Consider the following 15,978-nt stretch of genomic DNA (forward strand, 5'->3'; position numbering starts at 1 on the left):
TTCCTGTCAGAAGCGCACGCGCACGGCGGCGTCGATACGGGTGCCGAGACCGACCATCCGGTACTCGGAATTGCTGTCGGAGAACGCACGGGTGAGCGCGACATCGACGCTCACGCGCTTGTTCACGTCGGCGACGACCTGGGCGATCGCGAGCAGGCCCTTGTCCTGCGGCGAATAGACGCCGCGCAGCGAATACTCGACGCGGCCGATCTTCTTGCCGAGCCGCGCGAACAGGTAGTCGCGCAGGTTGCCGTCCGCGCTCACGAAATCGGCGGTGCCGCCGAGGCCGGCCAGCGCGGCGCCGGGCGCGACGGGCAGCAGCGCGTTGTTCGCGCGCACCGCGCCGACCATCCGGCGCCACTGGTTCGCGTCGTAACGCGCCTCGTCGTGCGACCACTCGACGATCAGCGACAGGTTGCCGGGCAATGCGCTCTGCATGCCGACCGCGCTGCGCCACATGACCTGGCGGTCGTTGCGGCGATCGACGGCGTCGTAGGCGGCCGGCGAATCGAGCGGCGTGCCGTTCGCGATGAAGGCCGGCAGCGGCCGTGTCGTGCCGCGTTCGAGCCATGCGCTCGCATAGACGGTGTTCGAGCGTGCGACGTCGAACGACAGCGTCGCGCCCGCGCCGCCGCGGCCCGCATGACGTCCGGCGAGCAGTGCGGCCGAGCCGCCCGACCAGTTGTACGCGCCGCGCACGAGCTGCGTCGCGCCCTGCACGTCGCGGTTGTCGACGTCGTTGCGCAGCGTGCGGTTCTCGCCGGCGATGAACTGCAGCGTGGCCTGTTCGCCGGCCCATTTCGCTTCGACGAGCGGCGTGCCTTCGACGTCGCCGTAGCGGTCGTAGATGTCGGCCGTCGCGGCGCGCTTCTGGAAGAAGCCGAGCGGGAAGAACGCCTGCGATGTGTCGAGCGGGTCGATCCGCTTGCCGGCGGTGAGCGTGATGCCGTTGTCGAATGCATAGCGCACGCCGGCCTCGTTGAAGCGGGTGGCCTGCGCGCCGAGCGAATGGTTGCTCGTGACGGCGCGCGCGTTCAGGAACAGGTTCTCGCCGTCGATGCGCGCGAGCAGGCCCGCTTCCTGCTGGTTGCGCGGCTGGTCGCCGATCAGGCTGCCGAGCAGCGCATGGCCGTCCATGCTGTCGACCGAGCGTGCGTAGGCGATGCCGTTCAGCGTGCTCAACTGTTCCATCAGCGATTCTCCGTGCGCGAGCGTGCAGCCGAGCGCGAGCGGAACGGCGAGTACGACGCCGAGCCGGAGGCGACTGGACGGGGGACGAGGGCGGTCACGACGGGCGTCGGCATGGGCGTCGTGGTCACTGGCCATCGGCAAGCGTGTCGGGGTTGAACCAGCCCGACGGAATCTTGCGCGGCTGGCCGTCGAGGATGTCGACGACGCTCGCGCGCTGCTTCTCGATCTCGTTGCGATAGGTGATCTTGCGGATCACCTTGCGCCCGTTCGCATCGACCGGCGCGGAGAAATCGGCGCTGCGGAACAGCAGGCCGCTCGCGAGGAAGAACTGCGCGCGCACCGGCACGTCGGTGTCGGGCGTGACCCACAGCTTGATCGTCGGGTAGACGTTGTCGGGATCGGTCGCGGTCAGGTCGAGCTCGGTGGCCGGCTTGCCGGCGATCGTCGTCGCGCCGGGCGCGGCCGACGCGCGATAGCTGTCCGCCCAGTGCGTGCGGGTGATGTCGCTGATCACGACCTCGCCCTGCAGCCGCTGCATCCCGTTGATGCGTACCGCGCTGCGCGTGTTCGGCACGTAGAACCAGTGGCCGCGCGTCGTCGCGAGATACTTCTGGCCGTCGTTCTCGCCGCTGCGCGTCAGCGCGAGCGTGTCGCCGTTGCCGCGCGTGTAGACGAGATAGCGCGTCGCGTCGCCGGATTGTCCGCCGACCTCGTTCGTGATCTGGATGTTGGTCTGCGTATCGGCGGCCGTGCTGCGGTACGCGTCGGCACGGGCGAGCATGGTCTGGGCCGCCGGTGCGTCGGCTGCGTGGGCGAGCGGCGCGCACGCGACGAGGGCGGCGACCATCAGGCGAATGCGGTTCATGGGGCGAGTCCTTCGAGGATGTTGCGTTTGGCGAGCCCGAGCGTCGCGAGCAGCGCGGCGGCCACGCCGAGCACGACGAACGCGCCTTCGACGGCGGCCACGGCGGCCGGCGAAACCGTGAATTCGAGCAGGATCGGCTTCACGCGGCCAGGTGGCGCGGGCAGGTGGATCTGCGCGTGGTTGAGCGCGACCATCGTCAGCAGCGCCGCCGCGATGCCGGCGGCCGCGCCAAGCAGGCCGAGGAACGCGGTCTCCTGGATCAGCACGCCGCGCACCGTCGCGGCCGGCACGCCGAGCGCGCGCAGCGTCGAGATCTCGCGGCGGCGCTCGACGATGCTCATCAGGATCCAGTTGCTCATCGACAGCAGGATCGTCACGCACAGGATCGCGCCGAACACCGAGAACTGGTTCTTGTACAGCGCGACGACCTGGTGATAGAGCGACACGAGCTGGTCCCAGGTCTTCACGTCGAGCGCGGGCAGCGCGGCGCGCAGCGTCGCGGCGGCGGCCGGCGTGCGCGCCGTGTCCGACAGGAACACCGCGATGCGCGACGCGCGGTCGGTGCGCAGCAGCGCCTGCGCGGCCGCGAACGTCACGTTGACGATCCGTTCGTCGACGTCCTTGTTGCCCGTGCTCATCACGCCGACGATCTGCGCGTCGGTCGCGTTGATGCCGCCGTGCGCGGTCGAGGCCATCAACTGCACGACCGAGCCGACGTGCACGCCGAGCTTGCGCGCGAGTTCGGCGCCGACGACGACTTCGGTGCCGGCATTCGCGGGCGACAGGTAGCGGCCCGACAGCACCGTGTGATAGTCGAAGAAGCCGGGCGGCTCGCGGTTCGGCTCGATGCCTTCGCCGACGAAGCCGTAGCTGAGATCGCCGTTCGAGATCAGCCCGTCGAAGTCGATGCCGCGCGCGGTGGTGGCGACGCCGTGCAGCGCGGCGACGGCGCGCGCGGCGGTTGCCTGCTCGTCGGCGGTCAGCCCGTACTGCAGCGGCCGTTCGCCGATCAGGTCGAGATAACCGTGGTGCAGCACCTGCACGTGGCCGACGCCGCTGTCGATCGAGCCTTCGCGCACCGCGTCGAAGGTCGCGATCACGTAGCCGAGCGCGAGGCTCGACGCGAACGCGGCGACGCCGATCATCGCCATCGTCAGCACGGTGCGGCGCTTGTTGCGCCAGAGGTTACGCCACGCAAACGTCGACCAGTTCACGATTCACTCCCGGTACGCCGTCGCGCATCTCGATGCGGCGCGGCAGGTGCGCGCACAGACGATCGTCGTGCGACGCAATCAGAAAGGCGGTGCCCAGCGTGCGGTTGGTGTCGAGGATCAACTCGGCCACCGCGCGCGCGTTGGTGCTGTCGAGGCTGGCGGTCGGCTCGTCCGCGATCACGATCGCCGGCTCCTTGGCGAGCGCGCGCGCCAGCGCGACCCGTTGCTGCTCGCCGCCGGACAGCTCGCCGGGGCGGTGGCGTTCGCGGGCGGCGAGCCCCACCGCGTCGAGCATCGCGCGGGCCCGCTCGCGGCGCGTGCGCGGCGTGCCCCACGCGAAGCAGCCGAGCTCGACGTTCTCGAGCGCCGACATCACCGGAATCAGGTTGAACTGCTGGAACACGAAGCCGATGCGCTCGCGGCGGATCCGTTCGAGCGTGTCCGGCGCGTCGTCGATCCGACGGCCTTCGAGCCAGCGTTCGCCGTTGCTCGGCACGTCGAGAAAGCCGGCCAGGTTGAGCAGCGTGCTCTTGCCGCTGCCCGACGGGCCGACGAGCGCGACGACGTCGCGCCGGCCGATCGAGATCGTCGCGTCGCGCACCGCGACGACGCGGCCCGCGCCCTCGTACACGCGCGTGACGTCGCGCAGCTCGAGCACCGGCGTGAGCGGGGCGGCCGTCATGCGTACGCTCCCTGGCCGGCTTCGACCGTCGCCGCGTGGATGACCGGCAGCGCGCCGTTCGCATAGAGGTCGCGGCATTTCAGGCGCTGCAGCTTGCCGCTCGTGGTGCGCGGCAACGAGCCGGGCTCGACGAAGCACAGATCCTGCGCGGCGAAGCCGATGCGCGATGCGAGCAGCTGCTGGCACTCGGCACGCGTCTGCGGCGTCGCGTCGGCGGGCCGCGCCTCGATCGCGACGACCAGCCGCTCGGTGCCCGTCTCGGGGTCGGGCAGCCCGAACGCGATGCACGTGCTCTTGCGCAGCGTGCGATGCGATGCCAGCGCTTCCTCGATGTCGTGCGGGAAGTAGTTGCTGCCGCGGATGATGATGACTTCCTTCTTGCGCCCGAGGATATGGAGCTGGCCGTCCGCGACGTAGCCGATGTCGCCGGTGCGGAACCAGCCGTCGGCCGTCAGCGGCGCGGCGATCGAGCCGTCGTCGGGATTCAGGTAGCCGAGCATCACCGACGTGCCGCGAATCGCGACTTCGCCGACGGCGCGGTTCGCGAGCGCGTGGTCGCCGTCGTCGAGGATGCGGAAGGCCATGCCGTCGATCGGCGTGCCCATCGCGAGCACGGTTTCGGTCTCGGTGTCGGCACCATCGTTCGCGGCGGCCGGTTGCGCGTCGCGGCGCTCGATCAGCGCGCGCCGGTCGAGCGTGTCGGCGATCACGTACGGTGCGCCGTCCACCGTGCCTTCATGCCACGCGCGGTGCATCGACACCGCGAGCGTCGATTCGGCCATCCCGTAGCACGGCTGCAGCGCCGATGCCGCGAGGCCGTACGGCGTGAACGTCGCGGCGAAGTCGCGCAGCGTCGTGTCGTCCACGCGTTCGCCGCCGATGAAGATGTTGCGGCATGCGGACAGGTCGACGCCTTCCATCGCGGCGGCATTGAAGCGGCGCACGCAGTAGCGCAGCGCGAAGGTCGGCACCGACGTCGTGGTCGCGCGCGCCGACGCGATGCGTTTCAGCCAGCCGAGCGGATTCCGGATGAAGCTGTTCGGCTGCATCATCAGCAGCGGCGCGCGGTAGTGCAGGTTCGACAGCAGCGTGAGCAGCCCCATGTCGTGATAGAGCGGCAGCCACGAGGCGGTGCCGTCACCCGCCGCGATGTCGAAGCGGACCGACCCGCCGATGCCGAGCACGTTCGCGATCACGTTCTCATGGCTGAGCACCGCGGCTTTCGGGTGCGACGTCGAGCCCGACGTGAGCTGCACATGGTGCGGGTCGCGGCCGCTTTTCGCGCTGATCAGCGCGCGTGCGCCGGCATCCGCGGCGCTCGACAGCGTGTCGAGATCGACCACGCGCGTCGACGCCGCGGGAAACGCGTCGTCGCGCCACGCGGCGGCCTGTGCATCGGCGGCAATGACGAGACGCGGCCGGTACAGCTCGCACGCGACGTCGATCACTTGCCTGCCGGCGGTGGCGCGGCGCGCGGGAACGGGCACGGTGCAGGGCAGCGCGCCCGTCATCACGCAGGCCATCATCGCGACCGCGTGCTCGACCGACGCGGGCAAGGCGAGCATCACCAGGTCGTTCTCGCGCACGTCGAGTTCACGCAGCGCGCCGGCCTGGTGAAACACTGCTTCCGCGAAGCGCCGGTACGTGATGCCTGCCTCGTTGCCGCCCTCGTCGACGAACGTCATGCGATGCGTGGCGCCCGCGACGTCCTCGAGCGATTCGATCAGGCGATGAATGGTGGATGCGCACTTCGTCACGAGAATCTCCCGTTGAGGAACACGGCCGCTCGTGCCACGGTGCCGGCGGCGCCGTTCGTCGAGTGAGGGGGATTCTTGCCGGATCGACATGACGCGACAAACGGAATATTTGCAGGCTATGCATGAGCGGCACGCATCCACTCGGGTCTGCCCCGCACGGATGCATGTGAAGCCGCGCCAGGTGAATGACCGGTACGCATTCGACCGGTCGTCTAGTTCACGATGTGGTGCGCTCATGCGCGGGCGTCATGCAATGCGTTCGGAAAATTCGTTTGTCCGAAGCATCGACTCACAGAAGAATTGCAACCCGGCAGCGCGCCAGCGTCGCCGTGTCATGGCGCCGGGCAGGGTCCGGCTCAAGGAGAGCGTCTTGTCCGTCACCTCATCGCTTGTCGCCCGTCAGAAACCGGTTGCAGACATGAAGAGCCGCCCGAGCGGCGTCGTCTTCTCGCTGAAGCTCGCGGTATACGTCGCGCTCATTGCGCACGGCATGCTGTTCGCGCTGTCGACGTATGTGATCCTGAAGATCGTCGGGATCCTGCTGATCGGCGCGATGTACGCACACGGCGTCGAGCTGCAGCACCAGGCGCTGCACTACCAGGGGTTCCGGAGCAAGCGGCTCAACATGGTGTTCGGCGTGCTGCTCGGCATGCCGATGCTGGTGTCGTTCCACGCGTACCAGGACAGCCACCTGCGTCATCACCGGCTGCTCGGCACGCCGGAGAACAAGGAGTTCTTCGACTACGGCGACCAGTACGGCGCGAGCCCCGTCGTCAATCTCGGGCTGTGGGCGTGGCGGCTGTCGATGGCCGCGCACTATATCCAGTTCGCGAAGAACGTCGCGAAGCTCGTCGTGCCGGGAGCGCGCTTCGGCGACAACCCGCTCGTGTCGCGCGCGATCCGCCGCGATCACCTGCTGATGGTCGCGGCGATCGCGCTGCTGGCCGGCGTGTCGGTCGTGCTGCATACGTGGTTTGTCGTGTGGGTGTGGGTCGTGCCGCTGGTGTTCGTCGCCGCGCCCGTGCATGCGCTGGTCGAGATGCCCGAGCACTACCGCTGCGACCTGACGAGCACCGACCCGTTCCGCAACACGCGGACGATCGAGAGCAACGCGTTCATGACGTGGTTCACGAACGGCAACAACTATCACGTCGAGCATCACATGATGCCGAACCTGCCGATCGAGCGGCTGCACGACCTGCATGGCGCGATCGGGCCGCGCATCCGCTATTACCACCGCACGTACCGGCAGTTCTATTACGCGCTGCTGCGCGGCAGGCTGTCGCCGCGCACGGTGGACGACGATGCGGACGAGCGTGCGCCCGATGCCGAAGCGGCGGCGCCGGCGTCCACGCAATCGGCATGACCGCGACGGGGCCGGCCGCCCGCGTGCGTGCCGTGCCGGAACGTTGTTCAACGACGGTGACGACGATGCTCTATCCGGAATTATTCAAGTCGCTCGAAGCGGTGCGCTGGAACATGGAGAAGGACATTCCGTGGGACAAGTTCGACGCTTCGCTGCTCACCGACGAGCAGGCCGAGACGATCAGGATGAACGCGATCACCGAATGGTCGGCGCTGCCCGCGACGGAAATGTTCCTGCGCGACAACCGGCACGACAGCGACTTTTCCGCGTTCATGAGCGTGTGGTTCTTCGAGGAGCAGAAGCATTCGCTCGTGCTGATGGAATACCTGCGCCGCTTCCGGCCGGAGAGGGTGCCGACCGAAGAGGAACTGCACGCGGTGCGCTTCGAATTCGACCCGGCGCCGCCGCTCGAGACGCTGATGCTGCACTTCTGCGGCGAGATCCGCCTGAACCACTGGTACCGCTGCGCGGCCGACTGGCACACCGAGCCGGTCATCAAGCAGATCTACGAAACGATTTCGCGCGATGAAGCGCGCCATGGCGGTGCCTACCTGCGCTACATGAAGAAGGCGCTGAACGACTGCGGCGACGTCGCGCGCGCGGCGTTCGCGAAGATCGGCGTGCTGATGGCGTCGGCGCGCCGCACCGAGAAGCCGCTGCACCCGACCAACCTGCACGTGAACCAGGCGCTGTTCCCGCGCGATACCGTGCAGTCGCGCCTGCCCGATCCGGAATGGCTCGAGCGCTGGCTCGACGAGCAGATCCGGTTCGACGGCGAGTGGGAAAAGAAGGTCGTCGAGCGGATCCTGCACAACCTGTCGATCCTGTTCGAGCGCACGTTCGCGACCGCGCAGGAGCTGAACCGCTATCGCCGCGAAGTGACCGCGCGGACGAACCGTGTGGCGGATGGCATGGTGGACGCCATATAGCGGATGCGTGTTCCGCCCAGCATGGGCGGAACCGATTCCGGCCGGCAAGATGACGTGGTGAGCACGGCGTGCCGTATCCGGCCGGCGGGATATTCATTTCCGGACACAATTGGTTCATCAATTTCCTGTTATTGCATGGTTGAATCCAATTTCATGCGTTTAGTATATTTTTATAAACATGAAATTCCGGATTTAAATGGTATTCCGCGTGTATGTTGAGGTGTGTTTTCTTTCCGTAATGCGGCAAATTAATCAATATGTCGGGCGACTGAAATTGTATTGTAGGCGCGGGTGCGTGATTCCGTTGCGACGTCGGGATGTCCGTCATGACATCGTTTTTTGCCCGCAATGCGCTGTTTTTGCGGGTATTTTCAGGCCGTTCCCGGCGCCATTCCACCCGGATATTTATTTACAAAATCACTACTTCATAATTTTAATGTAAGAATTTCCGTGGTGGCTAAAATCGATAGATAAATACAAGTGTCACGATTGAAAATAAGAATGATCCGCATCCATCCTTCAATATAAAATCGCTTCAGAATCCAAATAGGAGAAACGATTCAGGGGAACGAAAGGCGACTTGCCTGTCGATGGGTGCAACTTTGAGGCGGCGGTATGGCTAATGTGAGATTGGCAAAACGATTGAGAAGTATGCCTTCGCTGGATTTCCTGAGAGGCTTCGAATGCGCGGCGCGTCATTTGAGCTTTACACGCGCCGGGCAGGAACTGAACGTCACGCAATCTGCCGTGAGTCGGCAGGTCAAGGCACTCGAGGAGCAACTCCGGATCGAGCTCTTTCACCGGCACATTCGATCCCTGACGCTGACCGACAAGGGACGGGAGCTGTACGACGCGATCTCGTTCGCGTTGTCCGACCTGGAATCGGTGATCGGCAAGCTGTCGTCGAGCGTGGGACAGCGCGCGATCTCGTTGTCGACGACCGTATCGTTCGCGGCGCTGTGGCTGATTCCGCGCCTCGGTTCGTTCCGCGCAAGCTACCCCGACATCGACGTGCGCGTATCGGCAACGAGCGAAATTGAAGATCTTAAGCGCAAACGTTTGCACCTGGCCGTACGATATGCGGGGCCGTATACGTCGACGGACGATACGGACGTGCTGTTTCGCGAGCGCGTCGTGGCGGTCTGCAGCCCGAGCCTGATGGCGACGGCGGGCGATGCGGCGTCGATGAAGCCGGAGGACCTTGAAAAGCACGTGCTGCTGCATCTCGACGATCCGCGCTGCGAATGGCCGTGGCACGGGTGGAGCCATCTGCTGAAGGAACTCGGCGTGCCGCGCCTGCGGCCCGCCGGCGCGCTGCATTTCAGCCAGTACGACCAGCTGGTGCAGGCGGCGGTCGACGGGCACGGCATCGCGATCGGGCGGCGGCCGCTGGTGGACGGGCTGCTGAAGCAGGGCCGGCTCGTCGAGCTGTTCGCGCACTGCACGGTCGCATCGGGCAGTTACGTGCTGGTGCAGAACCCGGATGCGTGCAACGAGTTCGACATCGCGGTGCTGACCAACTGGCTGCTCGAACAGGCGCGCCATCCGCTCGCGTCGGGCCAGGAAGCGGCCGGCAGCAACGTGCTGCCGATGTATCGCGTCGGATAGGACGGCACGCGTCGTGCCGTCGCGCGCGACGCCGGTGCGATCGACGCGCGATGCGGTGACGAGCGGCGCCGTGCCGCCGAATAGCGCCCCCACGCGTTGAAGCCGGTCGCGAGCCCGTGCGTGATTGCCATACGGGGGGGGCAACGCGCGGTCGCGGCAGCCCGTGGTACCTGGTGAAATCGATCGTGCCGATCGCCGCACGTCCGGCGACGTTCACGATCACGTCGTTGCCTTCCGTCGCGATCCGCCCGTCGTTAAAAAAGCGGTCGCGCAGCGCGCGCGGCATCGACGAAAAAAGCGCGCGGCCGCGCGGCACGCGCGCAAACTCGGAGATCGTTCGGCGGTGGCGAGTCAGTTGCCGTTCGACGCGACGGTGTTGGCCGCGCCCGTGCAATCCTTCTGATACTCGTTCATCAGGCGCGCCTGCGCCGAATCGATATCGTCCGGATAGCTGCTCTCGTCGCCCGACGACGGGTTGTAGCCGACGGATTCCAGTTCGTTCAGCTCGTTGATCAGTTGCCGGTGAGAGACCGGGCCGTGCGTATGCACGAACGGATAGTCGTGGCATTGCGCCGGCGTGAGCGTCGGTGCGGCATGCGCGGCGAAGCTCATCGCGAGCAGCGCGGAACAGGCGAGGTAACGGGCGGGATGTTTCATCTTCGACTCCTGGGAAGCGTTGGGAACCGGCCGTACGGTGGATTGCCAGCGTCGACCTCACGACACAGGTTAGGCACCGTGGACTATCGAAACGGCCGCGCGAAGATGAAACTAGTTTTATCCGGACCGACCTCGCGCGGAAGCGAACGTCGTCGTACGCATCGAACCTTAAAGAAACCTTCATGCACGCGCGACCGAACGGTTAGCCGTGCGGGCGTATCGTCGAACCCGTGATCAATCGACGCTGCGCATGGCGCGGCCTGCATCGGGGTAATGCAATGAAAGAGACCGTCAGGATGGCCGCGCTCGTCGCGCTGGTGTGCGCACCGCTGCTGGCGTTCGCGAAGGTGCAGGGAACGGGGCTCGCGATTGCCGACGTGACGCTCGCGCACGAGAAGGCCGAGCGAATGCAGCGTGTGGAGGACGCGACACATCGCGTCGCTTCGCATCGCGTCGACCAACCGGGCGTGGAGCCGCACCGAAGCTGATGCGCGATTCTTTACCGATACCTTTCTAAGCGAGCGATCGCGACCGTCCGTGCGCGACAGCGACGGGCCGTGCGGCATCCTGTCGCAACAACGCGCGCCGGTAACGCCGGCGGGCGTTGCCGCCGTAGATGAAACTTTCTTCATGAAGTCGACGCGCACGATTTACACGCGCGCGTGTAGTCTCCATCCGAACGCGCGCGCCCTTCGGGTGTCGAAGCGCGTGCGTCCCTTCGCTGAAGACGAGAATCGTAAATGGCATCATCAGTTTCCCCCGGTAACACGCCGGCCCTGCCCGACAGGCTGGCCAGGAGCGGTACGGCCATGGCGCACGTACTGACGATCGAAGACGACGAGATCACCGCGAACGAAATAGTCAGGGAGCTGCAAGGGCGCGGCTTCACGGTCGAATGGGTGGCGAACGGCCGTGACGGCATGGCCCGCGCGCTCGGCAACGAGTTCGACGTGATCACGCTCGACCGCATGCTGCCGGTCGTCGACGGCCTCACGATCCTGACCACGATGCGCAGCGTCGGCGTGCGCACCCCGGTGCTGATGCTGAGCGCGCTCGGCGATGTCGACGAACGCGTGCGCGGCCTGCGTGCGGGCGGCGACGACTACCTGACCAAACCGTTCGATCCCGAGGAAATGGCGGCGCGCCTGGAGGTCCTGCTGCGCCGGAGCCAGACCGCGCCGGCGCCGTTCGCCACGACGCTGACCGTCGGCCCGCTCCGGCTCGACCTGATCTCGCGCAAGGTGTTTCGCGACGGCGATGAAATCGCGCTGCTGCCGACCGAATACCGCGTGCTCGAATACATGATGCGCAATGCCGGCCAGACCATCACGCGCACGATGCTGTTCGAGGCCGTATGGGGCTATCACTTCGATCCCGGCACCAACCTGATCGAAGTGCACATGGGCCGGCTGCGCAAGAAGATCGATCCGCCCGATGCGAAGCAGATGATCCAGACGGTACGCGGCGCGGGCTACATCCTTGGCTGAGTTCGCGACCTTGACGTCCTCGACGGATCACGTCCCGCCGGCGCCGAAGCGTCGCTGGTATTCCAGCACGTTCCGGCTCGTGTCGGTCTATGCGGTGACGTTTTCCATTTCGGTGATGCTGCTGCTCGGTTTCATCGCATCGATCATCACGCACGACATGGAGCGCGAAACCGACGTGGTGATCGACTGGCAGATGATCTACTTCGATTCGCTCCAGGACAGCCAGCTTGCCGCGGCCATCCAGCACCGGATCGAGCACGAGCGGATGCACACCAACTACTACGGACTTTTCACGGCCGACGGCAGGCATGTCGCCGGCGACGTGCTGGCGATGCCCGACGGCATCCGGCCGGATCGCAACGGCGTGACGCTCGACCACACGATGACGATCGCGGGCGACCAGGTGCCGCCGGTCGTCCGCACGATGGCGGAGCGGCGCGCCAACGGCGACGTGCTGGTGCTCGGGCGCGACCTGACGCACATCCTGCGGATTCGCGCGGCGATCATCCAGGCGCTGGTCGGCGGCGGCCTGTTCTGCCTGGGCGCGGGCGTCGTCGGCGGCCTGATTCTCAGCGTGCGGCAGATGCGGCGCCTGAAGGAAGTCCGGCGCATCACGCAGCGCATCGCACAGGGCGACCTCGGGCAGCGGCTGCCGATCGGCGGGCACGACGAGATCGACCTGCTGTCGCATCTGGTCAATCACATGCTCGAGGAAGTCGAGCGCCTGATGAACGAGGTGAAGGGCGTCTGCGACGGCATCGCGCACGACCTGCGTACGCCGCTCGCGCACGTGCATACGCTGCTTGCGCATGCGGCGGAGCGCGCGGACGGGCTCGACGATGCCGCGCTGGCGACGCTCGTCGCCCGCGCACGCAACGAGACCGACGTGCTGCTCAGCCGGTTTCGCGCGATGCTGCGCATCGCCGAAATCGGCTCGCTGCAGCGGCGCGGCGGGTTCGCCGAGCTCGCGCTGGAGGATCTCGTCACGGACGTCGGGCAACTGTTCGAGCCGCTCGCCGACAGCCGTGCCATCCATTTCGTCGTGCTGGTCGAACCGGTCGCGCGGATTCACGGCGATCGCGCGCTGCTGTTCGAGGCGCTCACGAACCTGCTCGACAACGCGCTCAAGTACACGACCTCGGGCGACACCGTGCGCCTCGAACTTCACGATACGCCGTCCGGTCCGCGCATCGACGTGGTCGACAACGGCCCGGGTATCGCGCCGAACGAGCGCGAGGCCGTGCTGCAGCATCGTTACCGCAGCCGCCGCACCGGGCATCTCGCCGGGGCGGGGCTCGGCCTGAGCATCGTGTCGACGGTCGTCAACGTGCACGACTTCACGCTGCGCATCGGCAATGCCGAGCCGGGCACGCGCGTGACGATCGAATGCTGGCCGAGGTCGCTCGGATGACGGTCGTTCGGATCCGGCTGCACGTGCGCGCGCATCGCTGCCGCGAAGGGGGCTGACGATGCGCGTGCTGCTCGTGACTTCGCCGCACCCGGAAGCGGCGTGGCTGTACAAGGCGCTGCAGGAGAGCGGGCACAGCCTGCAGCGTGCGGACGATCTGCGCGACGGGTTGTTCCTCGCGTCGCAGGAGACGTTCGACGCGATCGTCGCGACCGCGTTCGAGCCGGGCAGCGATGCCGCGCTGATCGCGATGCTGCCGCGTTTCGTCGCCGACGGCGGCGGCGCGGCACTGGTGGTGCTGATCGGCCAGGCGTCGGCGCGCGAGCGCATCCGCGTGCTGCACGCAGGTGCCGATGCGTGTTTCGGCGCGCCGTATTCGTTCATCGAGCTGCACGAACGCCTGCAGGCGTTGCAGCGGCTGGCCGGGCCGCGCGACGCGGAAGGCCCGGTCGCGGCGGTGTCCATGCTGGAGACGCTCGCGCGCGAACTCAAGGACGGCAAGCTGCGCCTCGCCGTGACGCGGCGCGAATGCCTGCTGCTCGAATGCCTGATGCGCCACCCGAACGCGCCGGTGCCGCGCGACCAGTTGATCCGGTATGTGTGGCAGGACAAGGACGATGTCGACCCGTCGAGCGTCAATCTCGTGGTGTCGCGGCTGCGCCGCAAGCTCGCGCGTCATCTGCCCGATGTCCGGATCGATACGGTGAGCCGCTACGGCTACCAGGTGACGCTGCCGGACGCATAGCCGCGCGGCCCGGGCCGTCCCCCTGTACGAACGGGCGCGTTGCCGATGGCAGCGCGCCCGTCGTGCGTTTACGAGCCGAAGAACGGCACACAGAAATCGGGCGGGCCGACACAATCGCCGGGGCCGTCGGGTTGCGCGCCGGCGCAGCCGGACAGCATCACGCCGGCCGCGATCGCGACGAGCGCAGCACGGGCGGAACGAACGAGCAAGGGACGAAGCTTCATGAGTGACGGGTGATGCGAGGGGTGGGCGGCGCGCGCCGGGCAGCACGCCCGGCCGCACGGCGGTGCGCATCAATGCGAATAGAGCGTGGAGTCGAGGTACTTGATCTGCCCGTCCTGTTCGGCGTGCACGAGTTCGGCGTAGACCTCGGCACGCGTCTTCTCGTGGATCGGCTGTCCGTACGGCGGCACCCACTGGCCGGCGGCCTGCGCGCCGGGCACGCCGTCCTTGGTGGCGGCCGGCGTCATCTGCGTCGCCGGGGTACTCGTCTGCGCGAACGCGGGAACGGACAGCGCGGCACACGCGGCGAGCAGCGTGGAAGCGACGATCGTGGTGTTTTTCATGTTCGGAATCCTCATGATGATTGACGGGATCATCCCCGGTGCGGCCAGTCGATGCCGCGCATCGGGTTGAGGACAAGCATAGGGGAGCGGCGCTATCGGATCGGCATACGCAACGTGAAAAGAAATTCATGCGCGGGCGCGTTCCGCACGGACATGAATGCGGCGTATCGCGAGGATGAAGAAGGTTTCATTTTTCGGGCCGTTTCGATAACGGCGCTGTCATGCCCGCTGCCTAAATTGTGCGCCATCGCATCGCGGACGGATCGGCCGTTCCACACCGGCCGGCGATGCGAGAAGACCGATCCACTCTAGCGAAACCATCATGAAGAAACTTCTGGCAATCCCGGCAGCGGTTGCGTGCCTGCTTGCGGGCGCGGCGCATGCGCAGAGCAGCGTCACGCTGTACGGCACGATCGACGCGGGCCTGGACTACATCAGCAACCAGAAATCGGCGGCCGGCGCGGGGCCCGCTTACGGCGTGCAGAGCGGCAACGTCAGCACGTCGCGCTGGGGGCTGCGCGGCAACGAGGATCTCGGCGGCGGCCTGGCCGCCGTGTTCACCCTCGAGAACGGCTTCAACGTCGCGAACGGCAAGTTCGGCAACGGCGGCGACGAGTTCGGCCGTCAGGCCTGGGTCGGCCTCGCGAGCCGCCAATGGGGCACGGTGACGCTCGGCCGGCAATACGATTTCCTGGTCGACTTCGTCGCGCCGCTGTCGGCGACGGGCTCGGGATTCGGCGGCAACCTCGCCGATCACCCTTACGACAACGACAACCTCGCCAACGACACGCGGATGAACAACGCGGTGAAGTTCCGCAGTGCAGACTATGGCGGCCTCACGTTCGGCGGCGCGTACGGTTTCAGCAACCAGGGCGGCGGGTTCAGCAACAACAACGCGTACAGCGTCGGCGCGCAGTATGTGAACGGCCCGGTCGACCTGGCCGTTGCCTACCTGCAATCGAACCAGCCGGGCGGCGTGAATGCGCCGCAGAACACCGGCGGCTCGCTCAGCAGTTCGGATGGCGATGCGATGCTCGTGGGCGGCCGCTGGCGCACGTTCGGCGCCGGCGCGCACTATGCGTTCGATCATGCGACGATCGGCTTCGTCTATACGAGAACGATCCTGAACGACCCGCGCGAACTGTCGCAGAGCGGCGCGTACGGCACCGTGAACGGCCAGTTGCTGACCTTCAGCAACTACGAACTGAACGGGCGCTACTTCCTGACGCCGGCCTTCTCGCTCGGCGGCTCGTATACGTTCACGCAGGGCCGCTTCGACGATGCGGGCCGCAGCATCGCGCCGAAGTGGAACCAGTTCATGCTGCAGGCCGACTATGCGCTGTCGCGCCGCACCGATCTCTATCTCGAAGGCGTGTATCAGCGCGTGACGGGCGCGGACGGTGTCGCGGTGCTCGGCAACGCGGGGATCTTCAATCTGGCCGCGTCGGGCAACGATCGCCAGGCGGTGGTCGCGGCCGGCATCCGTCACAAGTTCTGAGTGCG

General features: G+C 66.8%; 16 protein-coding genes. 8 read left to right on the forward strand and 8 right to left on the reverse strand.

Features of this window, described 5'->3' with window-relative positions; translation table 11 throughout:
- Positions 1-6: 6 nt before the first annotated feature.
- The 5 genes from VK92_RS16120 to VK92_RS16140 are packed head-to-tail and all read right to left on the reverse strand — an operon-like array spanning position 7 to position 5,709.
- Positions 7-1,326: a hypothetical protein gene (locus VK92_RS16120; protein WP_048027495.1), complete on the reverse strand. Its 1,320-nt coding sequence runs from the start codon at positions 1,324-1,326 to the stop codon at positions 7-9.
- Positions 1,316-2,056 (reverse strand): outer membrane lipoprotein-sorting protein, encoded by a 741-nt coding sequence (locus tag VK92_RS16125; protein ID WP_021161211.1) that lies wholly within the window; start codon positions 2,054-2,056, stop codon positions 1,316-1,318. Before VK92_RS16125 ends, VK92_RS16120 begins: the two co-directional genes overlap by 11 nt.
- Positions 2,053-3,270: an ABC transporter permease gene (locus VK92_RS16130; RefSeq protein WP_048027494.1), complete on the reverse strand. Its 1,218-nt coding sequence runs from the start codon at positions 3,268-3,270 to the stop codon at positions 2,053-2,055. The genes VK92_RS16125 and VK92_RS16130 overlap by 4 nt, the downstream gene beginning before the upstream one ends.
- Positions 3,242-3,952: an ABC transporter ATP-binding protein gene (locus tag VK92_RS16135; protein ID WP_048027492.1), complete on the reverse strand. Its 711-nt coding sequence runs from the start codon at positions 3,950-3,952 to the stop codon at positions 3,242-3,244. Before VK92_RS16135 ends, VK92_RS16130 begins: the two co-directional genes overlap by 29 nt.
- Positions 3,949-5,709 (reverse strand): fatty acyl-AMP ligase, encoded by a 1,761-nt coding sequence (locus VK92_RS16140; RefSeq protein WP_053077833.1) that lies wholly within the window; start codon positions 5,707-5,709, stop codon positions 3,949-3,951. The genes VK92_RS16135 and VK92_RS16140 overlap by 4 nt, the downstream gene beginning before the upstream one ends.
- Before the next feature lie 418 nt (positions 5,710-6,127).
- Here VK92_RS16140 and VK92_RS16145 point away from each other — a divergent pair, with 418 nt between their 5' ends.
- From VK92_RS16145 to VK92_RS16155, 3 genes are all read left to right on the forward strand, one after another.
- On the forward strand, positions 6,128-7,075 hold the full coding sequence (locus VK92_RS16145; RefSeq protein ID WP_048027490.1) for a fatty acid desaturase family protein: 948 nt from the start codon (positions 6,128-6,130) through the stop codon (positions 7,073-7,075).
- A 56-nt stretch (positions 7,076-7,131) separates the two neighbouring features.
- On the forward strand, positions 7,132-8,004 hold the full coding sequence (locus VK92_RS16150) for a ferritin (RefSeq protein WP_048027764.1): 873 nt from the start codon (positions 7,132-7,134) through the stop codon (positions 8,002-8,004).
- Positions 8,005-8,619: 615 nt separating this feature from the next.
- Entirely contained in the window at positions 8,620-9,612 is a 993-nt protein-coding gene (locus VK92_RS16155; protein WP_048027489.1) for a LysR substrate-binding domain-containing protein, read from the forward strand.
- A gap of 351 nt (positions 9,613-9,963) precedes the next feature.
- On the opposite strand, the gene VK92_RS16160 is transcribed toward VK92_RS16155, so the two are convergent.
- Entirely contained in the window at positions 9,964-10,269 is a 306-nt protein-coding gene (locus tag VK92_RS16160) for a DUF4148 domain-containing protein (protein ID WP_021160454.1), read from the reverse strand.
- 278 nt (positions 10,270-10,547) lie between these two features.
- On the opposite strand from VK92_RS16160, the gene VK92_RS16165 reads away from it, so the two are divergent.
- From VK92_RS16165 to VK92_RS16180, 4 genes are all read left to right on the forward strand, one after another.
- The gene (locus VK92_RS16165; RefSeq protein ID WP_048027488.1) at positions 10,548-10,757 is read left to right on the forward strand and encodes a hypothetical protein; all 210 of its coding nucleotides are present in this window, start codon (positions 10,548-10,550) and stop codon (positions 10,755-10,757) included.
- 321 nt (positions 10,758-11,078) lie between these two features.
- Positions 11,079-11,756 carry a response regulator transcription factor gene (locus VK92_RS16170; RefSeq protein WP_021160456.1) on the forward strand — a complete coding sequence of 226 codons (678 nt, stop codon included), beginning with the start codon at positions 11,079-11,081 and terminating at the stop codon, positions 11,754-11,756.
- A 79-nt stretch (positions 11,757-11,835) separates the two neighbouring features.
- On the forward strand, positions 11,836-13,167 hold the full coding sequence (locus tag VK92_RS16175; RefSeq protein ID WP_042975654.1) for a HAMP domain-containing sensor histidine kinase: 1,332 nt from the start codon (positions 11,836-11,838) through the stop codon (positions 13,165-13,167).
- A gap of 58 nt (positions 13,168-13,225) precedes the next feature.
- Positions 13,226-13,909 carry a response regulator transcription factor gene (locus VK92_RS16180; protein ID WP_048027486.1) on the forward strand — a complete coding sequence of 228 codons (684 nt, stop codon included), beginning with the start codon at positions 13,226-13,228 and terminating at the stop codon, positions 13,907-13,909.
- Between the two features lie 68 nt (positions 13,910-13,977).
- Here VK92_RS16180 and VK92_RS42495 read toward each other — a convergent pair whose 3' ends face one another.
- Positions 13,978-14,133 carry a hypothetical protein gene (locus tag VK92_RS42495; RefSeq protein ID WP_165589098.1) on the reverse strand — a complete coding sequence of 52 codons (156 nt, stop codon included), beginning with the start codon at positions 14,131-14,133 and terminating at the stop codon, positions 13,978-13,980.
- 69 nt (positions 14,134-14,202) lie between these two features.
- Positions 14,203-14,475: a DUF4148 domain-containing protein gene (locus VK92_RS16185; protein ID WP_048027762.1), complete on the reverse strand. Its 273-nt coding sequence runs from the start codon at positions 14,473-14,475 to the stop codon at positions 14,203-14,205.
- Between the two features lie 322 nt (positions 14,476-14,797).
- Between VK92_RS16185 and VK92_RS16190 the strand changes: the two genes are divergently transcribed.
- A complete protein-coding gene (locus VK92_RS16190) occupies positions 14,798-15,973 on the forward strand; it encodes a porin (protein ID WP_048027485.1) in 1,176 nt (391 codons plus the stop codon).
- The last annotated feature ends 5 nt before the right edge of the window (positions 15,974-15,978 follow it).

The sequence above is a fragment of the Burkholderia sp. LK4 genome, assembly GCF_001043615.1.
GTDB classification, from domain to species: Bacteria; Pseudomonadota; Gammaproteobacteria; order Burkholderiales; family Burkholderiaceae; genus Burkholderia; species Burkholderia cepacia.

What these genes read in the sequence shown, in the direction of transcription:
- VK92_RS16160 (WP_021160454.1), bottom strand. Translation starts at nt 10,269, where the DNA reads ATGAAACATCCCGCCCGTTACCTCGCCTGTTCCGCGCTGCTCGCGATG.
- VK92_RS16165 (WP_048027488.1), top strand. Translation starts at nt 10,548, where the DNA reads ATGAAAGAGACCGTCAGGATGGCCGCGCTCGTCGCGCTGGTGTGCGCA.
- VK92_RS16135 (WP_048027492.1), bottom strand. Translation starts at nt 3,952, where the DNA reads ATGACGGCCGCCCCGCTCACGCCGGTGCTCGAGCTGCGCGACGTCACG.
- VK92_RS16155 (WP_048027489.1), top strand. Translation starts at nt 8,620, where the DNA reads ATGGCTAATGTGAGATTGGCAAAACGATTGAGAAGTATGCCTTCGCTG.
- VK92_RS16125 (WP_021161211.1), bottom strand. Translation starts at nt 2,056, where the DNA reads ATGAACCGCATTCGCCTGATGGTCGCCGCCCTCGTCGCGTGCGCGCCG.
- VK92_RS16170 (WP_021160456.1), top strand. Translation starts at nt 11,079, where the DNA reads ATGGCGCACGTACTGACGATCGAAGACGACGAGATCACCGCGAACGAA.
- VK92_RS16180 (WP_048027486.1), top strand. Translation starts at nt 13,226, where the DNA reads ATGCGCGTGCTGCTCGTGACTTCGCCGCACCCGGAAGCGGCGTGGCTG.
- VK92_RS16145 (WP_048027490.1), top strand. Translation starts at nt 6,128, where the DNA reads ATGAAGAGCCGCCCGAGCGGCGTCGTCTTCTCGCTGAAGCTCGCGGTA.
- VK92_RS16120 (WP_048027495.1), bottom strand. Translation starts at nt 1,326, where the DNA reads ATGGCCAGTGACCACGACGCCCATGCCGACGCCCGTCGTGACCGCCCT.
- VK92_RS42495 (WP_165589098.1), bottom strand. Translation starts at nt 14,133, where the DNA reads ATGAAGCTTCGTCCCTTGCTCGTTCGTTCCGCCCGTGCTGCGCTCGTC.
- VK92_RS16185 (WP_048027762.1), bottom strand. Translation starts at nt 14,475, where the DNA reads ATGAAAAACACCACGATCGTCGCTTCCACGCTGCTCGCCGCGTGTGCC.
- VK92_RS16190 (WP_048027485.1), top strand. Translation starts at nt 14,798, where the DNA reads ATGAAGAAACTTCTGGCAATCCCGGCAGCGGTTGCGTGCCTGCTTGCG.